Source organism: Pseudomonas sp. CCNWLW23 (assembly GCF_037095675.1).
Taxonomy (GTDB): domain Bacteria; phylum Pseudomonadota; class Gammaproteobacteria; order Pseudomonadales; family Pseudomonadaceae; genus Aquipseudomonas; species Aquipseudomonas atacamensis.
The window spans coordinates 16,316-36,559 of the sequence record NZ_JBAWKM010000033.1 but is presented as its reverse complement, the minus strand read 5'-3'; the positions used below and the strand labels follow the sequence as shown (position 1 = coordinate 36,559).

The following is a 20,244-nucleotide window of genomic DNA, read 5'->3' as shown; positions in this document are numbered from 1 at the left end:
GCGAAGACTTCAGTACAGCCAAGCTTTTTAGCGGTAAACACACCCAAAAAGCTTGACCGTGAACAGAGTATCTACAGTTGATAACGGCTCGCACTGAGTCGTCGTACCTCTGCGCAAACGGTCCGCGTACATCGCGGTTGTCCATCACAGGTCAGGAGTAACGAATATGGGCTTTGTCACCACTCGAGACGGCGTCGATATCTTCTACAAGGACTGGGGCCCGCGCGACGCGTCGGTGATCCACTTCCACCACGGCTGGCCGCTCAGTTCGGATGACTGGGACGCGCAGATGCTGTTTTTCCTGGCACAGGGCTTTCGGGTGATTGCCCATGATCGACGTGGACACGGGCGCTCCAGCCAGGTCTGGGATGGCCACGACATGGATCACTACGCCGACGATGTGCTGGCGGTGGTCAATCATCTGGGTACGAGCAACGTGGTGCACGTCGGCCATTCCACCGGCGGCGGCGAAGTGATCCATTACATCGCCCGGCATGGTCAGGACAAGGTCAGCAAAGCCGTCTTGATCAGCGCGGTGCCACCGTTGATGGTGCAGACCGAAAGCAACCCCGGCGGTTTGCCGAAATCGGTGTTCGATGGCTTTCAGGCGCAGTTGGCGGCGAATCGCGCGCAGTTCTATCGCGATGTGCCGAGCGGACCTTTCTACGGCTACAACCGCCCGGGCGCCGAGCCGGCGGAAGGGATCATCGCCAACTGGTGGCGCCAAGGCATGATCGGCGGCGCCAAGGCGCATTACGACGGCATCGTCGCGTTCTCGCAGACCGACTTCACCGAAGACCTTAAAAAAGTCACCGTGCCGGTGCTGGTCATGCACGGCGAGGATGACCAGATCGTGCCTTACGCCAACTCCGCACCGTTATCGGCGAAACTGCTGCCCAACGGCACACTGAAGTCGTATCCGGGCTTCCCGCATGGCATGCCGACGACGCAGGCTGAAACCATCAATGCGGATTTGTTGGCGTTTATTCGCGAGTAACAGAACTGAGGATGTACCCATAGCAGCGGACAGCACAAAACAAGTTGTGAAAACGAGCTGCTCGCGAAAGCGTTCGTTCAGCCACTTACGTATTGACTGACCCAACGCCTTCGCGAGCAGGCTCGCTCCCACAGTTGAAATTGAGTATACCCGTCAGAGACTGGTCGGCTGGAAGGCCGCCATCGCTGGCAAGCCAGCTCCCACAGGGATCAGGGTAGATCCGCTGCACACTCGTATCTCTGAGATAGCTATCGCGAGCAAGCTCACTCCCACAGAAAAACAAAGCAGCGCAGCTGCCCGCGGCAAAGCCGCCCCACTCAACAATGAGCGCAAGCTCGAGTGCTTTTTGATCTTGATCCACCGGCGACGTCGGAAGGCTGAGCGGAGGGATTGATCCGGGCGTGGGAGCGCAGCGACCGTCTGGCGCAGCCAGACACAGCGGAAGGAGGTGCAGCGAAGCAAACCGGAGCCGCTGCGCCCGGATCGATCCCGCAGCGAAGGAACCCGAGCCTGCGAGGGCCGAACGTAGGAGCAAGCCTTTTGGGTTACCTTTTTGGCGTTTGAAAAAGGTGACCCGCCGTAAGGGCGGAACCCTAAGCAGCCGTTACCGCAGCAACGGATATGTACTCGGTCAACCGAACAAATCATCGCTCGACAACAAGCCTTCGCGAGCAGGCTCGCTCCCACAGAAATCGCAAGCGTACTGAAGGCTGAATCAATCCCCTACCCCTCTTCCCGCCCTTTGCCTTCACGATCACCACGGTAATGCCTGGCCAGCGGAAAATCCGGCAGCCACGATTCACGCCGCACAATCCAGCTCTCATAGGTCGGCTTCAACTGATCCGGCGCATCCAGCGCGCCGAGGTTCACCTCGACCTCATCACCACTGCGATTGAACACCGACGAACCACAGCGCGGGCAAAAGTGCCGCCCTTGATACTCATGGGTTTCACCGCTGATGGTCACCGCGTCCTCAGGAAAAATCGCCGAGGCATGAAACAGCGCACCGTGGATCTTGCGACAGTCCAGGCAATGGCACAGCCCGACCCGGTAAGGCTCGCCAGAGGCTTGAAAACGCACATCGCCGCACAGGCATCCGCCGGTAAATGCAGTCATGGTTTCGCTCCATCGCGCTCCTGGTGTCACGCCCCCAGAGCCTATAACAGTCGGCGCTGCAATGCAGGCGATGTTTCAGATGAAAAAGCTTGATGTGGCGACACTGCAACGGGCATTCGCCGGCCAGAGCTAATACACTCAGACGCTGACCTGCCGGGACGATCACGATGAAACACGCCGCAGCGAAAAACCCCGAGAAAGCCCCGCGCTTCTGGCGCGACGACGCCCTGCCCTTCATCGAAGCGCGGGCGATCGCGGATGGGCGTGAAGTCTGTTATGCGCGGCATTCCCATGCGCACTTTTCCATCGGCGCGATCACCGCCGGGCGCAGTACCTATGTGCATGAGCAGGCGCAATTTGAGGTGGCGGCCGGCACCGTGGTGCTGATGAATCCCGGCGATGTGCATGCCTGCAATCCGATCGATGATCAGCCTTGGTCGTATGTGATGTTGTATGTCGAAACGCCGTGGCTGACGGATTTGCAGCATCAAATGGGGTTTGCCGGGGAGCTGGAATTCCGCCGGTTTAGCGACACGCATCTGACTGACGCCGAACTGTTTGGCAAGTTGATGGGGTTGTATGAGGTTCTGCTCGACGACCAGTTGGAGGCGCTGGCGAAACACAGCGCGGCGGTTGAATTTTTCAGTGATTTGCAGGGGCGCCTGAATCCGGCGGACGAGCCCGTTGCCGAGCCGAATTTCAAGCTGGAGCGCGCCGCTGATTTCATCCGTGGACATTGCACCGAAGTGCTGAGCCTCGAGGCAATTTGCGCGGCGGCGCAACTATCGCCGTCATACCTGATTCGTGCGTTCAGGCAGCGTTACGGGATGACGCCCCATGCCTTCCTGGTCAACCAGCGCATCCAGTTCGCCCGCGAGCGTTTGCGCAGCGGCCAGTTGATTGCCGATGTCGCGCTCCAGGCCGGGTTTGCCGATCAGGCGCATTTTCAGCGAGCGTTCAAACAACATCTGGCGGCGACGCCGGGGCAGTATCGCGGCTGACTTCATACACGAAGTTGAACACTGAACCCTTGTGGGAGCGAGCCTGCTCGCGAAAGCGGTGTGTCATTCAACACTTCACTGACTGATCCACCGCATTCGCGAGCAGGCTCGCTCCCACAGGGGGTTGTGGTGAGCCTGTGAATCAAGTGAACAGCAAATAAAGCGCACTCACCGCCAGCAACAACGCCATCAACCGATTGAACCAGCGCATCCCCGCCGCATTGCTCAGATACCCGCGCAAGAACGTCCCGGCATACGCCCAGCAGCCCACCGACAGATAGCAGATCACCAGATACACCGCCGCAAATTGCCAGACCAGCAGCGCCTCGCCATCAGCGACAAATGCGCCCATGCCGGCCACGCATGCCAGCCAGGCCTTGGGGTTGAGCCATTGCATCACCGCGCCATAGAGCATCGACGGCGCGCGGCCGGACTCGCTGGTGTTCAGTTGGCCGTCATCACTGGCCAGTTTCCAGGCCATGAACAACAGAAACGCCACCCCGGCCCATTGCACCACGCGGGTCATGAATGGCCACAGTTGCAACACCTCATGCAGGCCCAGGCCCATCAGCACCAGCAACAGCACAAACCCCAGCGTCGCCCCGGCGACATGCCGCTGGCTGGCACGGAAACCGTACTGCGCGCCTGAACTCAAGGCGACTATATTGACCGGCCCGGGGGTGATGGATGCGGCGAGGGCAAACGCCGCCATGGAAAGAATCAGACTCATTGCACACCTGCTTCAAACGAGGAACGAGGTGGCTACGGTAGCGAGCGGGGGATTTGCGGTATTGAAGAAAATGACCCTGAGGCTGCAAATCTGATCGTTCCCACGCTCTGCGTGGGAATGCAGCCCGGGACGCTCTGCGTCCCATTCAGAGCCGAACGCAGAGCGTCCGTAGAGGCGTTCCCACGCAGAGCGTGGGAACGATCGAAACCTACAGGGGGCACTCAGGCCAGGCGCGGCACGGTGAAGCGGAATTCGCTGCCCTGCCCCGGCTCGCTCTCGGCGACGATCTGGCCGCCATGGGCTTCGACGATGCCTTGGGTGATGTACAAACCCAGGCCCGTTCCGGTCGGGTTGCCTTCCTTCATCGTCCAGTAACGATCAAACACATGCGGCAAGTGCTCCTTGGGAATGCCTTCGCCACTGTCACGCACGATAAACACGATCTCGTCGCCCACCGATTTCGCGTGTACGCCGACGGTGCCCATGCGCGGGGTGAACTTGATGGCGTTGCCCACCAGGTTCGACAGCACCTGAAACAGCCGCTCGGGGTCGGCGTGGATGCGCAGGTCAGGATCGGCCTGGAAGGAAATGCTGATGTCCTTGTCATGGGCCAGCGGCGACAGCAACGCTTGGGCCTCTTCAAAGATGTGCCCGACCTCCAGCGCCTGCGGGGTGATCGAGTAACGCCCGGCGTCGATTTTCGAGGTATCGAGCAGGTCTTCCAGCAACGTGTTCATCCGCGCCGTGGCCTGCTGCATGGTGTCGATCGCCGTGGAAATGCGCCGTGAGGTGTGCGCGCCTTCCGAGCTGAAGGCTTTCTGCATCATGCCGCAGAGCATCGAAATCACCGTCATCGGGTTGCGCAGGTCGTGCGAAACCACCGCCACCAGATCATCGCGCGCCTGCACCGCCTCCTGTTCACGACGTACCTGACGGGCCAGATCGTTTTCCAGCGCCGAACGGCGCAGGTCATTGGCGGCGAACCGATCACCGTGGCTCCACTTGGTGGAAATCCCGGCCATCTCGACCTTCCAGATCTCGAACGAAGTACGCGGACGCAGGCGCATCCCGGCGTCGGAGGTTTCCAGATCCAGCGGCTTGCGCGGGTCACCGCTCCAGTTGATGTTTTCCTTCACTTCCGGACGGAACCACAGCACACCGTTGTCCACCGGTTTGGGCAGGCTCATGGCGAGCACACCGCTGGCCACAGACTGATACTGCGCCGCAGGTGGGTAAACGCTGGACAGGTGATGGCTGGCGAACACCGGCTCGCCGCGCGCCTGCAACCACTTGTGCAGCGCGCGAATTTCTTCCGGCGCCGGGCAGTTGCCGTAACGGTGCAACTGCTTGTCTTCGATGATCGCGATGCCGCCGGCATTGACCAGCGCCATCAGCGTCGCTGGCTGCTGGGCGAGGCCGTCGAAAACATTTTGCGGCGAATCGACCATCGCCTGATTGAGCCGCGCCAGCGCTTCGACCTTCTCTTCACGCTGGCGGGTCAGTTCAAGGGTTTCCATGGCACTGATCTGCAATGAAAGGACCTGGCCGATGGTCTGGCAAGCCATGCGCAATTCATGCGGCACGTGCAACGGCTGGCGGTTGCCGCAGCTGATCAGGCCCCAGAGCTTGTCGCCCTTGAGCAGGGAAATGCTCATCGACGACAGCACGCCCATGTTCTTCATGTACTGGCAGTGAATCGGCGAGACGCTGCGCAGCGTGGCGAAACTGAGGTCCAGCGGCGTCTGCGTGTCCGGGCGCAGCTTCGGCACCAGCGGCACCGGCTGATAATCGGCGTTGGGGATGATCCGCAGCCAATTGGTGCGGTACAGCTCGCGCGCCTGCTCGGGAATGTCCGAAGCCGGGAAGAACAGGCCGTTGAACACTTCCATCGATGGATCGGACGCTTCGGCGATGACCTGACCGTGGCCCTCCTCCTCGAAGCGATAGATCAGCACCCGGTCGTAACCGGTCATCGCCTGGATTTCCTTGACGCTGATGTCGTACAGGGCCTGCAGCGTGGTCGCCGCTTGCAGGCGCTGGAGCATGCGGCCCAGGTGGGTATTGACCCCGGCGACGTTGCGCGGCTGGAAATTCTTCACGTGAATTTCCAGTTCGAGAATCAGCACGCCCTGATGGCGGTGCAGCAAACCTTCGAATTCAGTGCCGTCAAGCTCGAAACGCAGGGGCGCCGCCTCGGAGAACGTCGCCTGTTGCAAGGCTTGCAGCACTTGCGCGGTGTGTTCGGCGCCGATCAGGCTGTGCAGCGGCTGGCCGATCAAGGATTCGGGCGCGCGGGCCAGCAGGGTTTCGACGTTGGCGCTGACCTGGATGATCTGCAGCGCAGGCTCGGTCAGGGTCAGCAGCAGACCATGGGGCTGGATCGCGCCGGGAAAGCGGATCGGCTCGTCGGCACAGTTGGCCAGCAGTTCTTCAAAGGCTTGTGGGTCTTGCGGGTTCATGCCAGTACCTCCTGGCGCTCGAGCCACTGCTCGAAACAGCTGAATGTGATTTGTGCTGCGCTGACCACGGCCGCGCGTTCGCTGGCCGCCATGGGCCGGTTGCTCAGGTATTCGATGAACTCGCGCCAGCGCCGCCCGGTGGCCGCGCCGTAGACATCGAGGAAGGCAGCGCCATTGTCGGCGTCCAGATTCAGCCGCGCGGCGATCTCGCGACGCAGGATCTGCCCGCCGAGAGTCGCGCCTTCGAGCACGTACAAAACGCCGAGACTGGCGGCGCTGGAGTCAATGACTGGCAGATCTTCACACAGCGGCAAATCATCAGCGGTTGCCCCCAGTGCGCGCAGGTCCGCACGCAGGGTGTCAGCCTTCAGACGAGGCAGCAGATTGAAATCGTCCGGGACCGCGCCACTGGCGAGCAACGCCTGTTCGAGCGGCTGATAGAACCCGTAATAGGCCTGCATCAAGCGCTCGAAAGCGGGGGTATCGAGGGTGTCGGAGAAAAAAGGAAGGCGTTTTTCCAGTGCAATGTGCAGTTCGGCTGTGCCGGCCCGCAGATCTTGCAGCACCGGTGGCACATAAACCTCACGGGCCTTTGCTTGCATGTAGATCGCTCTTGGTGGGACCCGGCAGGGGCCATTCTGGGTGGGCTCGACGTGGGGGGAATTTATCACGCCACGCAGCTTTTTCTGCCTGCCGAAGCGTTTTTTCTGTCGAACTGCGACCCTATGACAGGTTCAGAGTGGCGCCGGATCAGAAAAGTTCGACCGACGCCATTATCCTGCCACTGCTGACCACCTCAATCAGAGCCGTCGTTCTGCACCGATGGGTCGCCGTTGGCCGGCACGCTGCTGTCGGCAACGGGTTTCGAAGGATTGTTTTTTTCGGCCCCGGGATAACCGGGCAGACCGCGAGTATCGTCCGGCGTCATGACATCCTCGTTATCGCGACTAACGTCCCAGTCGGTGGTGGCGTTGGGGTCTTCATCGCGCCCGGCCGTGCCGATGGCGAAGCCGTCGTCGTTGGGATTGACGGTTTGGTTAAGCGCTTTGTCGTTGCTGGATGGGTTGCTCATGTGTGCCTCCAGAACACGTTGATCGGACTTGTTTGGCAACGCCTTGGCCGCTCAAGTGCAATGGACAAGACCAACGGTGCATTCGCGGGGCACTGGTCGCCTGGCGTGAACCACCGCAACGGCGCACGGCTCTCAAGAGAAACACTTGCTCGAGCACTGTCATGAGCCAACCGCGATTCGGCATTGAGGAAGAGTACTTTCTCACTGACCTGCAGAGCCTGCGCATGATCGGCAGTCCGCCGCCACAGGCCATCGAGGCTTGCCGGGCGGCGCTGGGTATGTCGTTTGCCACAGAGATGTTTCAGGGCCAGATCGAAGTGGCTTCGCCGGTATTCAGCGATTTCGAGCACGCCAGTGATTTTCTGCGAGGCAGCCGTCAGGCCTTGCGCACGGCCCTGGAGCCATTTGCTCTGGGCATGCTCAGCGCCGGCAGTCATCCGCTGGCCGACTGGCGCGAGCAGGTTCCGACCGACGAGGAACATTTCCGGTATCTGTTCGAGCGCTACGGCCATGTCGCCCGCCGCAGCGTGCTGTCGGGCCTGCATGTGCACGTCGAGGTGGCAGAGCCGCTGGATCGCATCGCCGTGATGAACGAAGTGCTGCCCTGGACGCCGCTGCTGTTGGCGCTGAGTTGTTCGTCGCCGATCTGGGACGGCGCCGCCAGCGGTTTCATGAGCTATCGGCAGACCGCGTGTGACGAGTGGCCACGCATGGGTATCCCGCCGCTGTTCGCCGATCAGCGCCATTACGACGAGCACTTGGCGTTTCTCACGCGCATCGGCGCGATCAGCCAGCCCGGCGAGTGCTGGTGGGGCATGCGCCCGGCGGCGCGTTTTCCGACCCTGGAACTGCGCATGACCGACGCTTGCCCTCGGGTCGATGATGCGCTGACCCTTGCGGCGTTTTTCCGCGTATTGGTGGCTCATGCCAGTGCGCAGCGGCGGCCCGGTTTGTTGTACGACCAGACCGCGCGTTCGATGCTGGAGGAAAATCGCTGGCGGGCCAAACATCAGGGGATTCATGCGCGCTTTTTGGTCGAAGGCATCGACGGCGACTGTTCGCTCGCGCAGTGGCTGGAGCTGGCCGAGCAGCGTTTTGCCGAAACGGCACAGGTATTGGGCGCGGCGCAGTTGTTCGAGCGTGCCCGGGCGATCATAGACAGCGGCACCAGCGCCGATCGGCAACTGGCGCTGTTCAATCAGGCTTCTGAACAAGCGCAAAACGGCCGTTCGGCCCTCGGGCAAGTGGCCGAGCTGCTGCTTCAGGAAACCGCTGGCTGATCGCTCTCGGACGGGCCTTTGAGTTCGACCTGATTGCCGTCCGGGTCGAAACAGTACAGCGACAAGCCGTAACCCTCGGCGCCAAAACGCCTGGCGGCTTGTTCAACGGTCAGCCCGAACGATTGCAGGTGAGCGATGAGCGCGGCTTCATCGAACGGTTCGATGCGCAGGCAGAAGTGGTCGACATTGCGTCGCTGCGCCTGCGCCGCGCCACCGCCCTTGCGCCCGAGTTCGCCGTGCAAGTCGACCAGATCGATCATCGACGTGCCAGCGCGCAAGTGCACCAGCCCCAGTGGCTGGTTATGCCTGACCACCTCGGCGCCGAACACCCTGGCGTAGAAATCGATGCTGCGTTGCAGGTCGGCGACGCGCAGGACGATATGATCGATGCGCTGAATGGAAAATGGATGCATGGGCTGGCTTCCTCGAAAGCGGCGACTCGCTCATTGTGCTGCACAGGTGAAAAAATTCACTGTCGATTTTTCGGTGGAGCCATCGACAAAGCGGATTTACTCTCTGGCCATGAACATACCAGCCGCTGTCCTGCCGCCCCACGCCGAAATGGTTCGCGCCATGCTCGAGCGCGACACTGCCTATGAAGGCGTGTTCTTCACCGCCGTGAAAACCACCGGGATCTTTTGCCGTCCCAGTTGCACGGCGCGCAAGCCGAAACCGGAGAACGTCGAATTCTTCGCCCACGCCGACGAGTGCCTGTGCGCCGGTTACCGCGCCTGCCTGCGCTGCAAACCGCTGGACGCAGCGGCCATCGCCCCGGACTGGGTGCAGCGCCTGCTCAATGCGGTGGACGCCGATCCCGAACGGCGCTGGAGCGATGCGCAACTGCTCGCCGAGGGCATCGAACCGCTGAAACTGCGACGCTGGTTCAAGCAGCATTTCGGTATGACTTTCCACGCCTGGCTGCGCACACGGCGCCTCGGCATGGCTCTGGGCGGAATCAGGCAAGGCACTTCGATCGATCACGCCGCGTTCGACTCCGGCTATGAATCGCTCAGTGGTTTTCGCGACGCGTTTCAGAAGTCCTTCCATATCACCCCGGGCCGCGCGGCCAATAGTGAACCGTTGCTGTTCACCCGCCTGACCACGCCGCTGGGGCCGATGATCGCCATGGCCGAGCGCCGTGGGCTGGTGTTGTTGGAATTTCTCGATCGCCCGGCGCTCACCCGTGAAGTTGAAGCGCTGCAAAACCGTTACGGCTACGCGATTGCACCGGGGCATAACGCCCACTTGCAGCAGATCGAGGTGCAACTGGCGGATTACTTTGCCGGCAAACTGACTCAGTTCAGCGTGCCGCTGCACCTGCCCGGCAGCGCTTTTGCACGCGAGGTGTGGGCGGCGCTGCTGCAAATTCCCTATGGCCACACCAGCACGTACGGCGCCATCGCGGCAGGCCTGGGCAAACCCGGCGCCAGCCGTGCGGTCGGCCTGGCCAACGGGCACAATCGCCTGTCGATCGTGGTCCCGTGCCACCGAGTGATCGGCGCAGACGGCTCGCTGACCGGTTATGGTGGCGGACAACCGCGCAAGGCGTTCCTGCTCAGGCTGGAAAACGCCGCACTGCAAATGACTCAACAATTGGCTTTTTGAGCCATGCAATCCAACACGCAAACAGGGATTTCGATGGGTATGTCCGAATCACCGCAACATGGCTGACATGTATGAGATGGCCAGCGCTTTTCTGGCCGCGATAGACACTGACTGGCAGCGCCATATCAGCGCCGTCGGCCCGTGCCTGCATCAACCACATCCAGCGCGCGATCCCTATGAATCGCTGGTCCGGGCGATTGCCTATCAGCAACTGCACGCCAAGGCCGGCGATGCGATCCTTGGGCGTTTGATGGGGTTGTTCCCCGGCCAGTCGTTTCCGCGTCCGCAGCAGATTCTGGCTACCAAGGTCGAGCGACTGCGTGCTTGTGGCTTTTCAGCGAGCAAGATCGCGACGATTCAAGGGATTGCCCAGGCGACGCTGGACGGCGTGGTGCCCGATTACCCGACTGCACGGGCGATGGACGATGAAACCCTGATCGAACGCCTGACCAGTTTGCGCGGTGTCGGCCGCTGGACCGTGGAGATGCTGTTGATCTACAGCCTCGAACGCATGGACGTCCTGCCGGCGGATGATTTTGGCGTGCGTGAGGGATATCGGCGCTTGAAGGGACTGGAGGTGCAGCCGACGCGCAAACAGATGATCGAGATTGGCCAGGCGTGGAAGCCTTATCGGACGGTTGCAGCCTGGTATCTGTGGCGCGTGGCCAAGGCTTAGACCGCGTTATCGTTCTTCGCGAGCAGGCTCGCTCGCACACTGAATCAGCGTTCGGCGCTCTGTTTCCGCGCTTCTGGAGTGAGGGGGAAATCGAACTGGCGCTGCAAATCTTCAGCCTTGAGAATCTCGAACAACGCCTGCGCCGCCGCCGACAGCTCATTGCCCGGCTCGGTCAACACGCCAATCGCCCGTTCGACAGAATCATTCAAGGTCAGGCAATGCGCACCGAGCTCGCGCATCTGCCCCGCGCACAATGCCGGCACCGCGCTGACCCCAAGCCCGCTGGCAACCATTCGCCCGACGGTCGCCAATTGATGGCTCTCGAACTCCACCGGCAACTTCATTCCGCGCGCCTGCAAATGCTCTTCCAGCATGACCCGCACGGTCGATGGCCGCTGCAGGGTGATGAACGGTTGCTCCAGCAAGGTATGCCAATCGATATCGGCGCGACCGGCCAGCGCTGAATCGGCCGGCACCACGGCGACAAAGCGATCGACATACAGCGGCGTGAACGTCATCGATGTGCTCTGCATCGGCGCGAACGCCACACCGAGTTCAACCTGACGATCGCGGACCATTTCCAGCACTTGCTCGTTGATCACGTCGTTGACCGTGACGTTGACGTTCGGATAACGCGCGCGGAAGCTCTTGAGAATCGGCGGCAGCAGATTGCCGGCAAATGACGGCATCGCCGCCAGCGTCACGCGTCCGCGTTGCAGGCTGAAACGCTGGCGCATCTCGTCTTCGGCATTGTCCCAGTCGGCGATCAAGCGGCGCGCCAGCGGCAGCAGGGACTCGCCTTCCGGGGTCAGCGCGACATTACGCGTGTTGCGGCTGAACAAGCGCCCTCCCAGCCCCTCTTCCAGGGCTTTGATGGTCAGGCTCAGCGCTGACTGCGACAGGTGCAGACGCTCGCAGGCCACGGCGAAGCTCAGGCTATGGGCCACGGCGAGAAAGGCACGGATCTGTTTGATGGTCATGGTCGCTTTGCTCCAGTTGCAAGCTGCAAGCGTCAAGCTGCAAGCCGTGATGCGATGGCCCTGATCGTTCCCACGCTCCTGCGTGGGAATGCAGCCCGTGACGCTCCGCGTCACTGGACGCGGAGCGTCCCAGGAGGCATTCCCACGCGGAGCGTGGGAACGATCATCGCCGAACGCGTATTAGTGAGCTTTATCAATCAATCAACCGTAAAAATCAACTTAACAAATATATTCCGCAGAGAGACACTTCAGTCATTCGGCTAGCCAGCCGCCCGCAAATAATAAAAGAGGTGCCTATGGCAGGTTTCGACAAGCGTGTGTATTCCTACGAGGAAGCGATGGCCGGGCTGGAAGACGGCATGACCGTTATCGCCGGCGGCTTTGGTCTGTGCGGCATTCCGGAAAACCTGATCGCCGAGATCAAGCGCAAGGGCACCCGTGACCTCACCGTGGTATCCAACAACTGCGGCGTCGATGGTTTCGGCCTTGGCGTGCTGCTCACCGACCGCCAGATCAGCAAAGTCATCGCTTCCTACGTCGGCGAAAACAAGCTGTTCGAAGAGCAACTGCTCAAGGGCGAGATCGAAGTCATCCTTACCCCGCAAGGCACCCTCGCCGAAAAAATGCGCGCGGGCGGCGCTGGCATTCCGGCGTTCTTCACCGCCACTGGCGTCGGCACTCCAGTTGCCGAAGGCAAGGAAGTGCGGGAATTCAAGGGTCGCAAGTACCTGATGGAAGAGTCCATCACCGGCGACTTCGCCATCGTCAAAGGCTGGAAGGCCGACCATTTCGGTAATGTCGTTTACCGACACACCGCGCAGAATTTCAACCCGCTGGCCGCGACCGCCGGCAAGATCACCGTGGTCGAAGTCGAAGAAATCGTCGAGCCCGGCGAACTCGACCCGACGCAGATCCACACCCCGGGCATCTACGTCGACCGGGTCATTTGCGGCACGTTCGAAAAACGCATCGAACAGCGCACCATCCGCAAATAATTCAGGCCTACGGAGAACAACAACATGGCACTTACCCGCGAACAAATGGCTCAGCGCGTCGCCCGCGAAATGCAGGACGGCTACTACGTCAACCTCGGCATCGGCATTCCGACCCTGGTTGCCAACTACATCCCCGAAGGCATGGAAGTCATGCTGCAGTCGGAAAACGGCCTGCTCGGCATGGGCCCGTTCCCGACCGAAGAAACCATCGATGCCGACATGATCAACGCCGGTAAACAAACGGTGACGGCACGGATCGGCGCGTCGATCTTCAATTCCGCCGAATCCTTCGCGATGATCCGTGGCGGCCACGTCGACCTGACCGTGCTTGGCGCCTTTGAAGTGGATGTTGAAGGCAACATCGCTTCGTGGATGATCCCCGGCAAACTGGTCAAGGGCATGGGCGGCGCGATGGATCTGGTGGCCGGCGCCGACAACATCATTGTCATCATGACCCACGCCTCGAAGGACGGTGAGTCCAAGCTGCTGGCCAAATGCAGCCTGCCGCTGACCGGTGCCGGCTGCATCAAGCGCGTGCTGACCGACCTCGCCTATCTGGAAATCGAAAATGGCGCTTTTGTCCTCAAGGAACGCGCACCTGGCGTCAGCGTCGAGGAAATCGTCGCCAAAACCGCTGGTAAACTGATCGTCCCGGATCACGTACCGGAAATGCAGTTCGCTGCCCAGTGAGGAATTCGAAAATGCAAGACGTCGTCATTGTTGCCGCCACGCGTACCGCGATCGGCAGTTTTCAGGGCTCCCTGGCCAATGTATCCGCAGTAGACCTGGGCGCGGCGGTGATCCGCCAGTTGCTCGAGCAGACCGGTCTGGACGGGGCGCAGGTCGATGAAGTGATCATGGGCCAGGTGCTCACCGCTGGCGCCGGGCAGAACCCGGCACGTCAGGCCGCGATCAAGGCTGGCCTGCCCCATGCCGTGCCGGCCATGACCCTGAACAAGGTTTGCGGTTCGGGCCTCAAGGCTCTGCACCTGGGCGCGCAAGCGATCCGTTGCGGCGACGCCGAGGTGATCATCGCCGGCGGTCAGGAAAACATGAGCCTGTCCAACTACATCATGCCGGGTGCGCGCACCGGTCTGCGCATGGGCCACGCGCAAATCGTCGACACCATGATCAGCGATGGCCTGTGGGATGCGTTCAACGATTACCACATGGGCATCACTGCCGAGAATCTGGTCGACAAATACCAGATCAGCCGCGAACAGCAGGACGCCTTCGCTGCCGCTTCCCAGCAGAAAGCTGCCGCTGCGATCGAGGCCGGGCGCTTCGTTGATGAAATCACGCCGATCCTGATCCCGCAGCGCAAAGGCGATCCGGTGGCGTTCAAGGTCGACGAGCAGCCACGCGGCGATACCAGCGCAGAATCTCTGGCAAAACTGCGTCCGGCGTTCAAAAAGGACGGCAGCGTCACCGCTGGCAACGCCTCGTCGCTGAACGACGGTGCCGCCGCCGTGATTCTGATGAGTGCCGAGAAAGCCAAAGCGCTGGGCCTGCCGGTTCTGGCCAGGATTGCCGCCTACGCCAACGCTGGCGTCGACCCGGCGATCATGGGCATCGGCCCGGTATCGGCGACCCGCCGCTGCCTGGACAAGGCCGGCTGGAACATCGACCAGCTCGACCTGATCGAAGCCAACGAAGCGTTCGCTGCGCAATCGCTGGCCGTGGCCAAGGACCTGCAATGGGATCTGGACAAGGTCAACGTCAACGGCGGCGCCATCGCCCTCGGCCACCCGATCGGCGCATCAGGTTGCCGCGTGCTGGTGACATTGCTGCACGAAATGCTCAAGCGCGATGCGAAAAAAGGTCTGGCGACCTTGTGCATCGGCGGCGGTCAGGGCGTGGCTTTAGCGCTGGAACGCGGCTGATACGGAGTTCAAGGTTGACGGCGGATCCACGACATCCGCTGTTGGCTGGCAACAAAAAACCCGGTGCGATTTGCGTTGCATCGGGTTTCTTTTTGCCTGTCGAAAATCAAGGTGAGTGTTCTGGCCGCTTCGCGAGCAGGCTCGCTCCCACAGGGAAATGCATTCCAGAATGTGGGAGCGAGCCTGCTCGCGAAAGCGCTTGTTCAGGGGCCAACCTTTCAAGGCTTGCGCAGCAAATAGGTATCCATGATCCACCCATGCTCCGCCCGCGCCGCTTTGCGCACCCGTTCGATCTCATCGGCGACATCCGCCAGCCGGCCGCTGAGCAGTATCTCGTCCGGTGTGCCCAGGTAAGCGCCCCAGAAAATCTCGGTCTGCCGATCCGCCACCCGCTGGTAGGAATCCTCGGCATCGAGCATCACCACCAGACTGTCCGCTTCACTCACCTGCCCCGCCGCCAATCGCCGGCCGGTGGTGATTTCTACCGAGCGACCAATCGAGTTCAAGGGTATTTTGTGCTGCGCAGCCAGGGCCTGAACGCTGGTGATCCCCGGTATCACTTCGTATTCAAACTGACAGCGGCCTGATGCCTGAAGCGCCTGAAGAATCCGCAATGTGCTGTCGTATAACGCCGGATCGCCCCATATCAGAAACCCGCCGCACTGGCCGTCGGACAATTCTTCATTGATCAACCGCTCGAAGGTTTGCTGCTTGGCGCGATTCAGTGCATCGACGCTCGCCGTGTAGTCGACATCGCCGCGCTCGCGCTCCGGGCTGCTGGCTTCGACAAAGCGATAAGCGTGGTCGGTGATGTAGCGCTCGCAGATCTCCCGGCGCAGATCGATCAGCGTCTGCTTGCTCTGGCCTTTATCCAGCAGAAAGAACACATCGACCCGATTCAGCGCTTTCACCGCCTGCATGGTGATGTAGTCCGGATTGCCGGCGCCAATGCCGATGACCAGCAGCTGTTTCATCAGAACTCCTCGTCAAGGGCCATGCCCGGCAAGCGTAGTCGCCAGATGCCATTGAAGCGCAAGTCGATCATCGCCAGAGGCTCGATGTCGATTGCATTGAACGCCGCGCCTTGCAGCACCTGCATCAGCGCCGCGCGCATGACGAACGGATGAGTCACCGCCACGACATGCCCAGGCGTTGCAGCGATTGTGTCCAGCCACTTTGCCACCCGCTGCGTCAGTTGCCTGACCGATTCGCCGCCATGGGGTGCGGCTTCAGGATCGGCCAGCCAGGCTTGCAAAGCCTGGTTTTCGTTGGCTTGCAGATCCTTGATCGATTGGCCGTGCCAGCGTCCCCAATCGCAATCGCGCAGGGCTTGATCAATCTGCGCATCGACGCCAAACCATGCCGCCGTTTGCTGAGTTCTCAACTCCGGGGCACACACCAGCCGCCGTGTTACCGCCAATCGCGCCCTGAACGCGTCGGACGGAACAGCCAGATTTTCAACAGGCTCGTCCGTAGGAAAACGCGCCAGTTTCTGTGCGATGGTTCGCGCATGGCAAATCAGTGTCAAACGGCTACTTGGCACGAGCAGGTTCTCGGTCGAAAGATAAAACAAACAATGGCACATAGCCGATACGCGTCGCATTGTGCCGTAAAACCTTGGCCTTCAGGGCTGTCACCTGCCCGTCGCTGAGCTTGGGATAGGCAATGTCTGACACAACAATTGGCAAAGGACTACAACAGCGCGTTACTTCGACGTAGCCCTTATTACACGGGCACCTTGCACACTTTTGGTGCTCGAAAAACCTGTACAAAAATTCGCTAGACATGTAGCACACATTACATAAATACTCTTTTAACGGATTGTGAAACGAATTCGACACCCCATCCAGCAGGAGCCCGGATGCCCCCTCTCAGAGACCTGATCACCGACCCCGGCCTGGACCTGACGCCGTCAGAGCGCAAAGTTGTCCGCGCCCTGCTCGATCAGTATCCGCGCAACGGTCTCGGGCCCATGGCGCGGCTGGCCGAACATGCCGGCGTCAGCGATCCGACCATCGTGCGTCTGGTGAAAAAACTCGGTTTCAGCGGTTATGCCGAATTTCAGGAAGCCCTGCTCAGCGACATGGACCATCGCCTGCGTTCACCGCGCACCTTGTTGCAGCCGCGCTCGCAGCAGAACAAGGACGATGCCTGGGCGCATTACCTGGCGGACAGCCAGCGTTTACTGGTCGACACTCAAGCCCTGACCCAGCCTGAGGACGTGCGCATCCTCGTGGAATGGCTGCTCGACAGCCGCCATCAGGTCTACTGTTTCGGTGGCCGCTTCAGCATTCTGCTGGCCAATTACCTGCTCAACCACCTGCGTCTGCTGCGTCCTGGCTGCTTCGCCCTGGAAGACAACGCCCTGCTGCCCGACCGTTTGTACGATTTGCAACGTCAAGACGTGGTGCTGGTGTTCGACTACCGGCGCTACCAGACCCAAGCTTTGCGCGTTGCGCAGGCGGCGAAGAACAACAACGCGCGAGTGGTGTTGTTCACCGATGTCTACGCCTCGCCGCTGCGCGAATTGGCCGACCTGATCATCAGCGCACCGGTGGAATCGGCGTCGCCGTTCGACACCATGGTGCCGGCGCTGGCGCAGGTCGAGGCGTTGATCGCCTGCCTGACCTTGCGCGTGCCGGACCCGGCCGATCGCCTGGAAGGCATCGATGCCCTGCGCAACGACTTTGCGACTCACCTGCTGGAGGACAAATAAGGATGTTCAGCCTTCCCCACCGCTCGCCTCGGGACCTGCCGTTTGCGACCAACCACACCGCTTTGTTGCTGGTGGACATGCAGCGCGCCTGGCTCGAACCGCAATTCGACCCACACCTGAGCGAGCCGGATGCCGAGTATTTTCTCCAGCGCACGCGCAAACAAGTGGTGCCCAACCAACAGCGTCTGCTGGGCGCCTTTCGTCAGGCGCAGCAGAACGTGCTGCACACGATTATCGAAAGCCTGACCGCCGACGGTCGCGACCGCTCGCTGGATCACAAACTGTCGGACATGCACCTGCCCAAGGGCAGCGTGCAAGCGCAGGTCATCGCTGAACTGACCCCGACCGAAAACGAAATCGTGCTGCCGAAGACCTCCTCCGGGGTGTTCAATTCAACCAATATTGATTACGTGTTGCGCAATCTGCAGACCCGCCATCTGATCATCGCCGGTATTGTCACCGACCAATGCGTCGACATGGCTGTGCGCGACGCCGCCGACCGTGGCTATCTGGTCACGCTGGTGGAGGATGCCTGCGCCACTTACACAGCTGAACGCCATCACGCCTGCCTCAACGCGATCAAGGGTTACTGCTGGATCACCGACACCGACACCGTGCTCGGCCGTTTGCAGGAGATGCAGCCATGAGCCCGCGCCTGACGCCTTTACCGATGACCACGCTGGTGACAACCGACCTGATCGGCATTACCCGTGGCCGCTCGTTTCCCAGCGATGAGCTGGAGCATTACCAGGCAGCGGGTTGCGGCTGGGTCCCGGCCAACAGTGCGTTGACGCCCCAAGACATCATCGCTTCGAGCAATCCGTGGGGCGCGTATGGCGACCTGCGGCTGATTCCCGATCTGAGCAGCCGCGTCACTGTCGGCAGCGGCCCGGACGCCAATGCACCGGTGCTGGATTTCATTCACGCCGACATTCGCGAGACCGACGGCCAGGCATGGGGCGCCTGCCCGCGCACATTGCTGCGCGATGAAATCGAGCGCTATCACGATGAGTTGGGGTTGCAGGTCAACGCCACCTTCGAACATGAATTCAACCTGCACGCTGGCGTGGCTGAACACGCGGCGTTCTCTCTCGAAGCGCAGCGTCAGGGCGCCGAATTCGGCGGCTGGCTGCTCAGCGCCCTGCGCACCGGCGGCGTCGAGCCGGAAATGTTCCTGCCGGAATACGGCAAGCACCAATACGAAATCACCTGCCGCCCGACGCTTGGCGTGGCGGCGGCGGATCGCGCAATCAACGTGCGCGAAATCACCCGGGAAATCGCCCGACAAATGGGCCTGGATCTGAGTTTTGCGCCGAAGACCGCCGCCGAGGCGGTGTGCAACGGGGTGCATCTGCACGTCAGCCTGCTCGATCTGGCCGGCCAGCCGATGCTCTACGACGCTGGCACCAGCAACGGCCTGTCGAGCATGGGTCAGCACTGGGCTGCCGGAGTCCTGCATTTTCTACCGGCGCTGTGCGCATTCACCGCGCCGACGCCGCTGTCCTACCAGCGTTTGCAGCCGCACCACTGGAGCGCGTCGTATGCGTGTCTGGGGCAGCAGAACCGTGAAGCGGCGCTGCGCATCTGCCCGACTGTGACCTTGGGCGGCAAGTCTGCCGCGCAGCAGTTCAATCTGGAATTCCGCGCCATGGACGCCACTGCCTCGCCGCATCTGGCCATGGCTGCGCTGCTGATTGCCGGGCGGCTGGGCATCGAACAGCGTCTGGCGCTGAACGCGGTTACCGATGAAATTCCCGATTCACTCAACGACGAGCAACGCAAGGCCCGGGGCATCGTCGCCCTGCCCGCCTCGCTGGCCCAGGCGCTGGATTGCCTGCGTGACAGTGCAGCCTTCAACGAATGGCTGCCCAAGCCGTTGCTCGACACTTATTACGCCCTGAAAACCGAGGAACTGGCGCTGACGGAACAGCTCTCGCCCGCTGACCTGTGTGAGCACTATGCACGCCTGTACTGAATCCGCCGAGCTTGGGTTGTACACCCGCCCGGTCTACAACCTGAGCCGCGAGGACTCGACAAACCCGTTGATCCTCGTGTGCGAACACGCCAGTCGCTACATTCCCGAAGCCCTGAACAATCTGGGCCTGGACGAGGCGGCCGCGCGCGAACATATCGCTTGGGACATCGGTGCGCTGCAACTGGCCGAACAGTTGTCGGAACAACTCGGCGCCACGTTGCTCAGCGCCAATTATTCACGGCTGCTGATCGACCTCAACCGCCCGCGCCATGCGCCGGACAGCATCCCGCTGCAGAGCGAGATCTACCCGATACCTGGCAATCGCGAGCTGGATGAGGCGACCCGCGAGTACCGGCGCCAGACGTTGTTCAAACCGTTTCACGCGCGCTTGCAGACCTTGATCGACGAGCGCATTGCCAAAGGTCTGCCGGTGCGGGTGGTCGGTGTTCACAGTTTCACCCCGGTGTATTACGGCCAGCCGCGACCACTGGAAGTCGGCGTGTTGTTCGGCCAGGCCCAGGACTATGCTCAGCGCCTGCTCGACGGACTGCAAGCGCACCCGCTGAAAGTCGCGGGCAACCAGCCGTACAAAATTGACCCGCTGGGCGATATGACCGTGCCAGTGCACGGTGATGCCAGGGGCCTTGAGGCGGTGCTGATCGAGGTGCGCAATGATCTGCTGCGCAGCCCCGAAGCGGTTTCGCGCTGGGCAGGTTACCTCGCACCTTTGCTGTAAACGATGGACCGATAAAACATAAA

At 61.2% G+C, this 20,244-nt stretch carries 21 protein-coding genes and 1 pseudogene; 13 read left to right on the top strand and 9 right to left on the bottom strand.

Annotated features, from left to right (window positions below):
• Positions 1 to 166: 166 nt before the first annotated feature.
• Positions 167 to 997: an alpha/beta fold hydrolase gene (locus V8J63_RS26580; RefSeq protein ID WP_336464894.1), complete on the top strand. Its 831-nt coding sequence runs from the start codon at positions 167 to 169 to the stop codon at positions 995 to 997.
• A 723-nt stretch (positions 998 to 1,720) separates the two neighbouring features.
• On the opposite strand, the gene V8J63_RS26575 is transcribed toward V8J63_RS26580, so the two are convergent.
• Positions 1,721 to 2,113: a GFA family protein gene (locus V8J63_RS26575; RefSeq protein WP_336464893.1), complete on the bottom strand. Its 393-nt coding sequence runs from the start codon at positions 2,111 to 2,113 to the stop codon at positions 1,721 to 1,723.
• Positions 2,114 to 2,168: 55 nt separating this feature from the next.
• Here V8J63_RS26575 and V8J63_RS26570 point away from each other — a divergent pair.
• Together V8J63_RS26570 and V8J63_RS26565 are read left to right on the top strand one after the other, a co-directional pair.
• Positions 2,169 to 2,246: pseudogene (locus tag V8J63_RS26570) on the top strand (VOC family protein); the annotation flags it as partial.
• A 34-nt stretch (positions 2,247 to 2,280) separates the two neighbouring features.
• Positions 2,281 to 3,114, top strand: coding sequence for an AraC family transcriptional regulator (locus V8J63_RS26565; RefSeq protein ID WP_336464892.1), 834 nt, complete (start codon positions 2,281 to 2,283; stop codon positions 3,112 to 3,114).
• A 142-nt stretch (positions 3,115 to 3,256) separates the two neighbouring features.
• Here the strand turns inward: V8J63_RS26565 and V8J63_RS26560 are convergent, their stop codons facing one another.
• From V8J63_RS26560 to V8J63_RS26545, 4 genes are all read right to left on the bottom strand, one after another.
• On the bottom strand, positions 3,257 to 3,844 hold the full coding sequence (locus V8J63_RS26560) for a LysE family translocator (protein WP_217879743.1): 588 nt from the start codon (positions 3,842 to 3,844) through the stop codon (positions 3,257 to 3,259).
• A gap of 221 nt (positions 3,845 to 4,065) precedes the next feature.
• Complete coding sequence (locus V8J63_RS26555; protein ID WP_336464891.1) at positions 4,066 to 6,303, bottom strand: ATP-binding protein; 2,238 nt, start codon at positions 6,301 to 6,303, stop codon at positions 4,066 to 4,068.
• On the bottom strand, positions 6,300 to 6,905 hold the full coding sequence (locus tag V8J63_RS26550; protein WP_016774141.1) for a biliverdin-producing heme oxygenase: 606 nt from the start codon (positions 6,903 to 6,905) through the stop codon (positions 6,300 to 6,302). Before V8J63_RS26550 ends, V8J63_RS26555 begins: the two co-directional genes overlap by 4 nt.
• Before the next feature lie 194 nt (positions 6,906 to 7,099).
• On the bottom strand, positions 7,100 to 7,375 hold the full coding sequence (locus V8J63_RS26545; RefSeq protein WP_197892865.1) for a hypothetical protein: 276 nt from the start codon (positions 7,373 to 7,375) through the stop codon (positions 7,100 to 7,102).
• A 161-nt stretch (positions 7,376 to 7,536) separates the two neighbouring features.
• Between V8J63_RS26545 and V8J63_RS26540 the strand changes: the two genes are divergently transcribed.
• A complete protein-coding gene (locus V8J63_RS26540) occupies positions 7,537 to 8,655 on the top strand; it encodes a carboxylate-amine ligase (RefSeq protein ID WP_336464890.1) in 1,119 nt (372 codons plus the stop codon).
• Here the strand turns inward: V8J63_RS26540 and V8J63_RS26535 are convergent.
• Positions 8,637 to 9,068 carry a VOC family protein gene (locus V8J63_RS26535; protein WP_122880107.1) on the bottom strand — a complete coding sequence of 144 codons (432 nt, stop codon included), beginning with the start codon at positions 9,066 to 9,068 and terminating at the stop codon, positions 8,637 to 8,639. The two genes, V8J63_RS26540 and V8J63_RS26535, sit on opposite strands and share 19 nt — an antisense overlap.
• A 109-nt stretch (positions 9,069 to 9,177) precedes the next feature.
• On the opposite strand from V8J63_RS26535, the gene V8J63_RS26530 reads away from it, so the two are divergent.
• On the top strand, positions 9,178 to 10,260 hold the full coding sequence (locus V8J63_RS26530; RefSeq protein WP_073475332.1) for a bifunctional transcriptional activator/DNA repair enzyme AdaA: 1,083 nt from the start codon (positions 9,178 to 9,180) through the stop codon (positions 10,258 to 10,260).
• Positions 10,261 to 10,318: 58 nt separating this feature from the next.
• Positions 10,319 to 10,936 (top strand): DNA-3-methyladenine glycosylase family protein, encoded by a 618-nt coding sequence (locus V8J63_RS26525; protein ID WP_336464889.1) that lies wholly within the window; start codon positions 10,319 to 10,321, stop codon positions 10,934 to 10,936.
• A 44-nt stretch (positions 10,937 to 10,980) separates the two neighbouring features.
• Here the strand turns inward: V8J63_RS26525 and V8J63_RS26520 are convergent, their stop codons facing one another.
• A complete protein-coding gene (locus V8J63_RS26520) occupies positions 10,981 to 11,916 on the bottom strand; it encodes a LysR family transcriptional regulator (RefSeq protein ID WP_125915926.1) in 936 nt (311 codons plus the stop codon).
• A gap of 296 nt (positions 11,917 to 12,212) precedes the next feature.
• On the opposite strand from V8J63_RS26520, the gene V8J63_RS26515 reads away from it, so the two are divergent.
• The 3 genes from V8J63_RS26515 to V8J63_RS26505 are packed head-to-tail and all read left to right on the top strand — an operon-like array spanning position 12,213 to position 14,794.
• Positions 12,213 to 12,911: a CoA transferase subunit A gene (locus tag V8J63_RS26515; RefSeq protein WP_016774135.1), complete on the top strand. Its 699-nt coding sequence runs from the start codon at positions 12,213 to 12,215 to the stop codon at positions 12,909 to 12,911.
• Between the two features lie 24 nt (positions 12,912 to 12,935).
• Positions 12,936 to 13,601: a CoA transferase subunit B gene (locus tag V8J63_RS26510; RefSeq protein WP_016774134.1), complete on the top strand. Its 666-nt coding sequence runs from the start codon at positions 12,936 to 12,938 to the stop codon at positions 13,599 to 13,601.
• An 11-nt stretch (positions 13,602 to 13,612) separates the two neighbouring features.
• Complete coding sequence (locus tag V8J63_RS26505) at positions 13,613 to 14,794, top strand: acetyl-CoA C-acetyltransferase (RefSeq protein ID WP_130889022.1); 1,182 nt, start codon at positions 13,613 to 13,615, stop codon at positions 14,792 to 14,794.
• A 218-nt stretch (positions 14,795 to 15,012) separates the two neighbouring features.
• On the opposite strand, the gene cobF is transcribed toward V8J63_RS26505, so the two are convergent.
• Together cobF and V8J63_RS26495 are read right to left on the bottom strand one after the other, a co-directional pair.
• Entirely contained in the window at positions 15,013 to 15,768 is a 756-nt protein-coding gene (gene cobF, locus V8J63_RS26500) for a precorrin-6A synthase (deacetylating) (protein ID WP_197892806.1), read from the bottom strand.
• Complete coding sequence (locus tag V8J63_RS26495; protein ID WP_232245636.1) at positions 15,768 to 16,379, bottom strand: histidine phosphatase family protein; 612 nt, start codon at positions 16,377 to 16,379, stop codon at positions 15,768 to 15,770. Before V8J63_RS26495 ends, cobF begins: the two co-directional genes overlap by 1 nt.
• A gap of 276 nt (positions 16,380 to 16,655) precedes the next feature.
• On the opposite strand from V8J63_RS26495, the gene V8J63_RS26490 reads away from it, so the two are divergent.
• From V8J63_RS26490 to V8J63_RS26475, 4 genes are read left to right on the top strand one after another with little or no spacing between them, the layout of a single operon-like run.
• A complete protein-coding gene (locus V8J63_RS26490; RefSeq protein ID WP_125926015.1) occupies positions 16,656 to 17,510 on the top strand; it encodes a MurR/RpiR family transcriptional regulator in 855 nt (284 codons plus the stop codon).
• Between the two features lie 2 nt (positions 17,511 to 17,512).
• Positions 17,513 to 18,157, top strand: a complete 645-nt coding sequence (locus tag V8J63_RS26485; RefSeq protein ID WP_125926014.1) for an isochorismatase family cysteine hydrolase — start codon at positions 17,513 to 17,515, stop codon at positions 18,155 to 18,157.
• Positions 18,154 to 19,485, top strand: a complete 1,332-nt coding sequence (locus V8J63_RS26480; protein ID WP_336464888.1) for a glutamine synthetase — start codon at positions 18,154 to 18,156, stop codon at positions 19,483 to 19,485. Before V8J63_RS26485 ends, V8J63_RS26480 begins: the two co-directional genes overlap by 4 nt.
• Entirely contained in the window at positions 19,469 to 20,221 is a 753-nt protein-coding gene (locus V8J63_RS26475) for an N-formylglutamate amidohydrolase (RefSeq protein WP_024012473.1), read from the top strand. The genes V8J63_RS26480 and V8J63_RS26475 overlap by 17 nt, the downstream gene beginning before the upstream one ends.
• Positions 20,222 to 20,244: the final 23 nt, after the last annotated feature.

Coding starts and splice junctions, on each gene's coding strand:
- V8J63_RS26515 (WP_016774135.1), top strand. CDS start 12,213: ATGGCAGGTTTCGACAAGCGTGTGTATTCCTACGAGGAAGCGATGGCC.
- V8J63_RS26505 (WP_130889022.1), top strand. CDS start 13,613: ATGCAAGACGTCGTCATTGTTGCCGCCACGCGTACCGCGATCGGCAGT.
- V8J63_RS26530 (WP_073475332.1), top strand. CDS start 9,178: ATGAACATACCAGCCGCTGTCCTGCCGCCCCACGCCGAAATGGTTCGC.
- V8J63_RS26565 (WP_336464892.1), top strand. CDS start 2,281: ATGAAACACGCCGCAGCGAAAAACCCCGAGAAAGCCCCGCGCTTCTGG.
- V8J63_RS26535 (WP_122880107.1), bottom strand. CDS start 9,068: ATGCATCCATTTTCCATTCAGCGCATCGATCATATCGTCCTGCGCGTC.
- V8J63_RS26490 (WP_125926015.1), top strand. CDS start 16,656: ATGCCCCCTCTCAGAGACCTGATCACCGACCCCGGCCTGGACCTGACG.
- V8J63_RS26550 (WP_016774141.1), bottom strand. CDS start 6,905: ATGCAAGCAAAGGCCCGTGAGGTTTATGTGCCACCGGTGCTGCAAGAT.
- cobF (WP_197892806.1), bottom strand. CDS start 15,768: ATGAAACAGCTGCTGGTCATCGGCATTGGCGCCGGCAATCCGGACTAC.
- V8J63_RS26545 (WP_197892865.1), bottom strand. CDS start 7,375: ATGAGCAACCCATCCAGCAACGACAAAGCGCTTAACCAAACCGTCAAT.
- V8J63_RS26575 (WP_336464893.1), bottom strand. CDS start 2,113: ATGACTGCATTTACCGGCGGATGCCTGTGCGGCGATGTGCGTTTTCAA.
- V8J63_RS26520 (WP_125915926.1), bottom strand. CDS start 11,916: ATGACCATCAAACAGATCCGTGCCTTTCTCGCCGTGGCCCATAGCCTG.
- V8J63_RS26560 (WP_217879743.1), bottom strand. CDS start 3,844: ATGAGTCTGATTCTTTCCATGGCGGCGTTTGCCCTCGCCGCATCCATC.
- V8J63_RS26485 (WP_125926014.1), top strand. CDS start 17,513: ATGTTCAGCCTTCCCCACCGCTCGCCTCGGGACCTGCCGTTTGCGACC.
- V8J63_RS26540 (WP_336464890.1), top strand. CDS start 7,537: ATGAGCCAACCGCGATTCGGCATTGAGGAAGAGTACTTTCTCACTGAC.
- V8J63_RS26480 (WP_336464888.1), top strand. CDS start 18,154: ATGAGCCCGCGCCTGACGCCTTTACCGATGACCACGCTGGTGACAACC.
- V8J63_RS26475 (WP_024012473.1), top strand. CDS start 19,469: ATGCACGCCTGTACTGAATCCGCCGAGCTTGGGTTGTACACCCGCCCG.
- V8J63_RS26580 (WP_336464894.1), top strand. CDS start 167: ATGGGCTTTGTCACCACTCGAGACGGCGTCGATATCTTCTACAAGGAC.
- V8J63_RS26510 (WP_016774134.1), top strand. CDS start 12,936: ATGGCACTTACCCGCGAACAAATGGCTCAGCGCGTCGCCCGCGAAATG.
- V8J63_RS26525 (WP_336464889.1), top strand. CDS start 10,319: ATGGCTGACATGTATGAGATGGCCAGCGCTTTTCTGGCCGCGATAGAC.
- V8J63_RS26495 (WP_232245636.1), bottom strand. CDS start 16,379: ATGTGCCATTGTTTGTTTTATCTTTCGACCGAGAACCTGCTCGTGCCA.
- V8J63_RS26555 (WP_336464891.1), bottom strand. CDS start 6,303: ATGAACCCGCAAGACCCACAAGCCTTTGAAGAACTGCTGGCCAACTGT.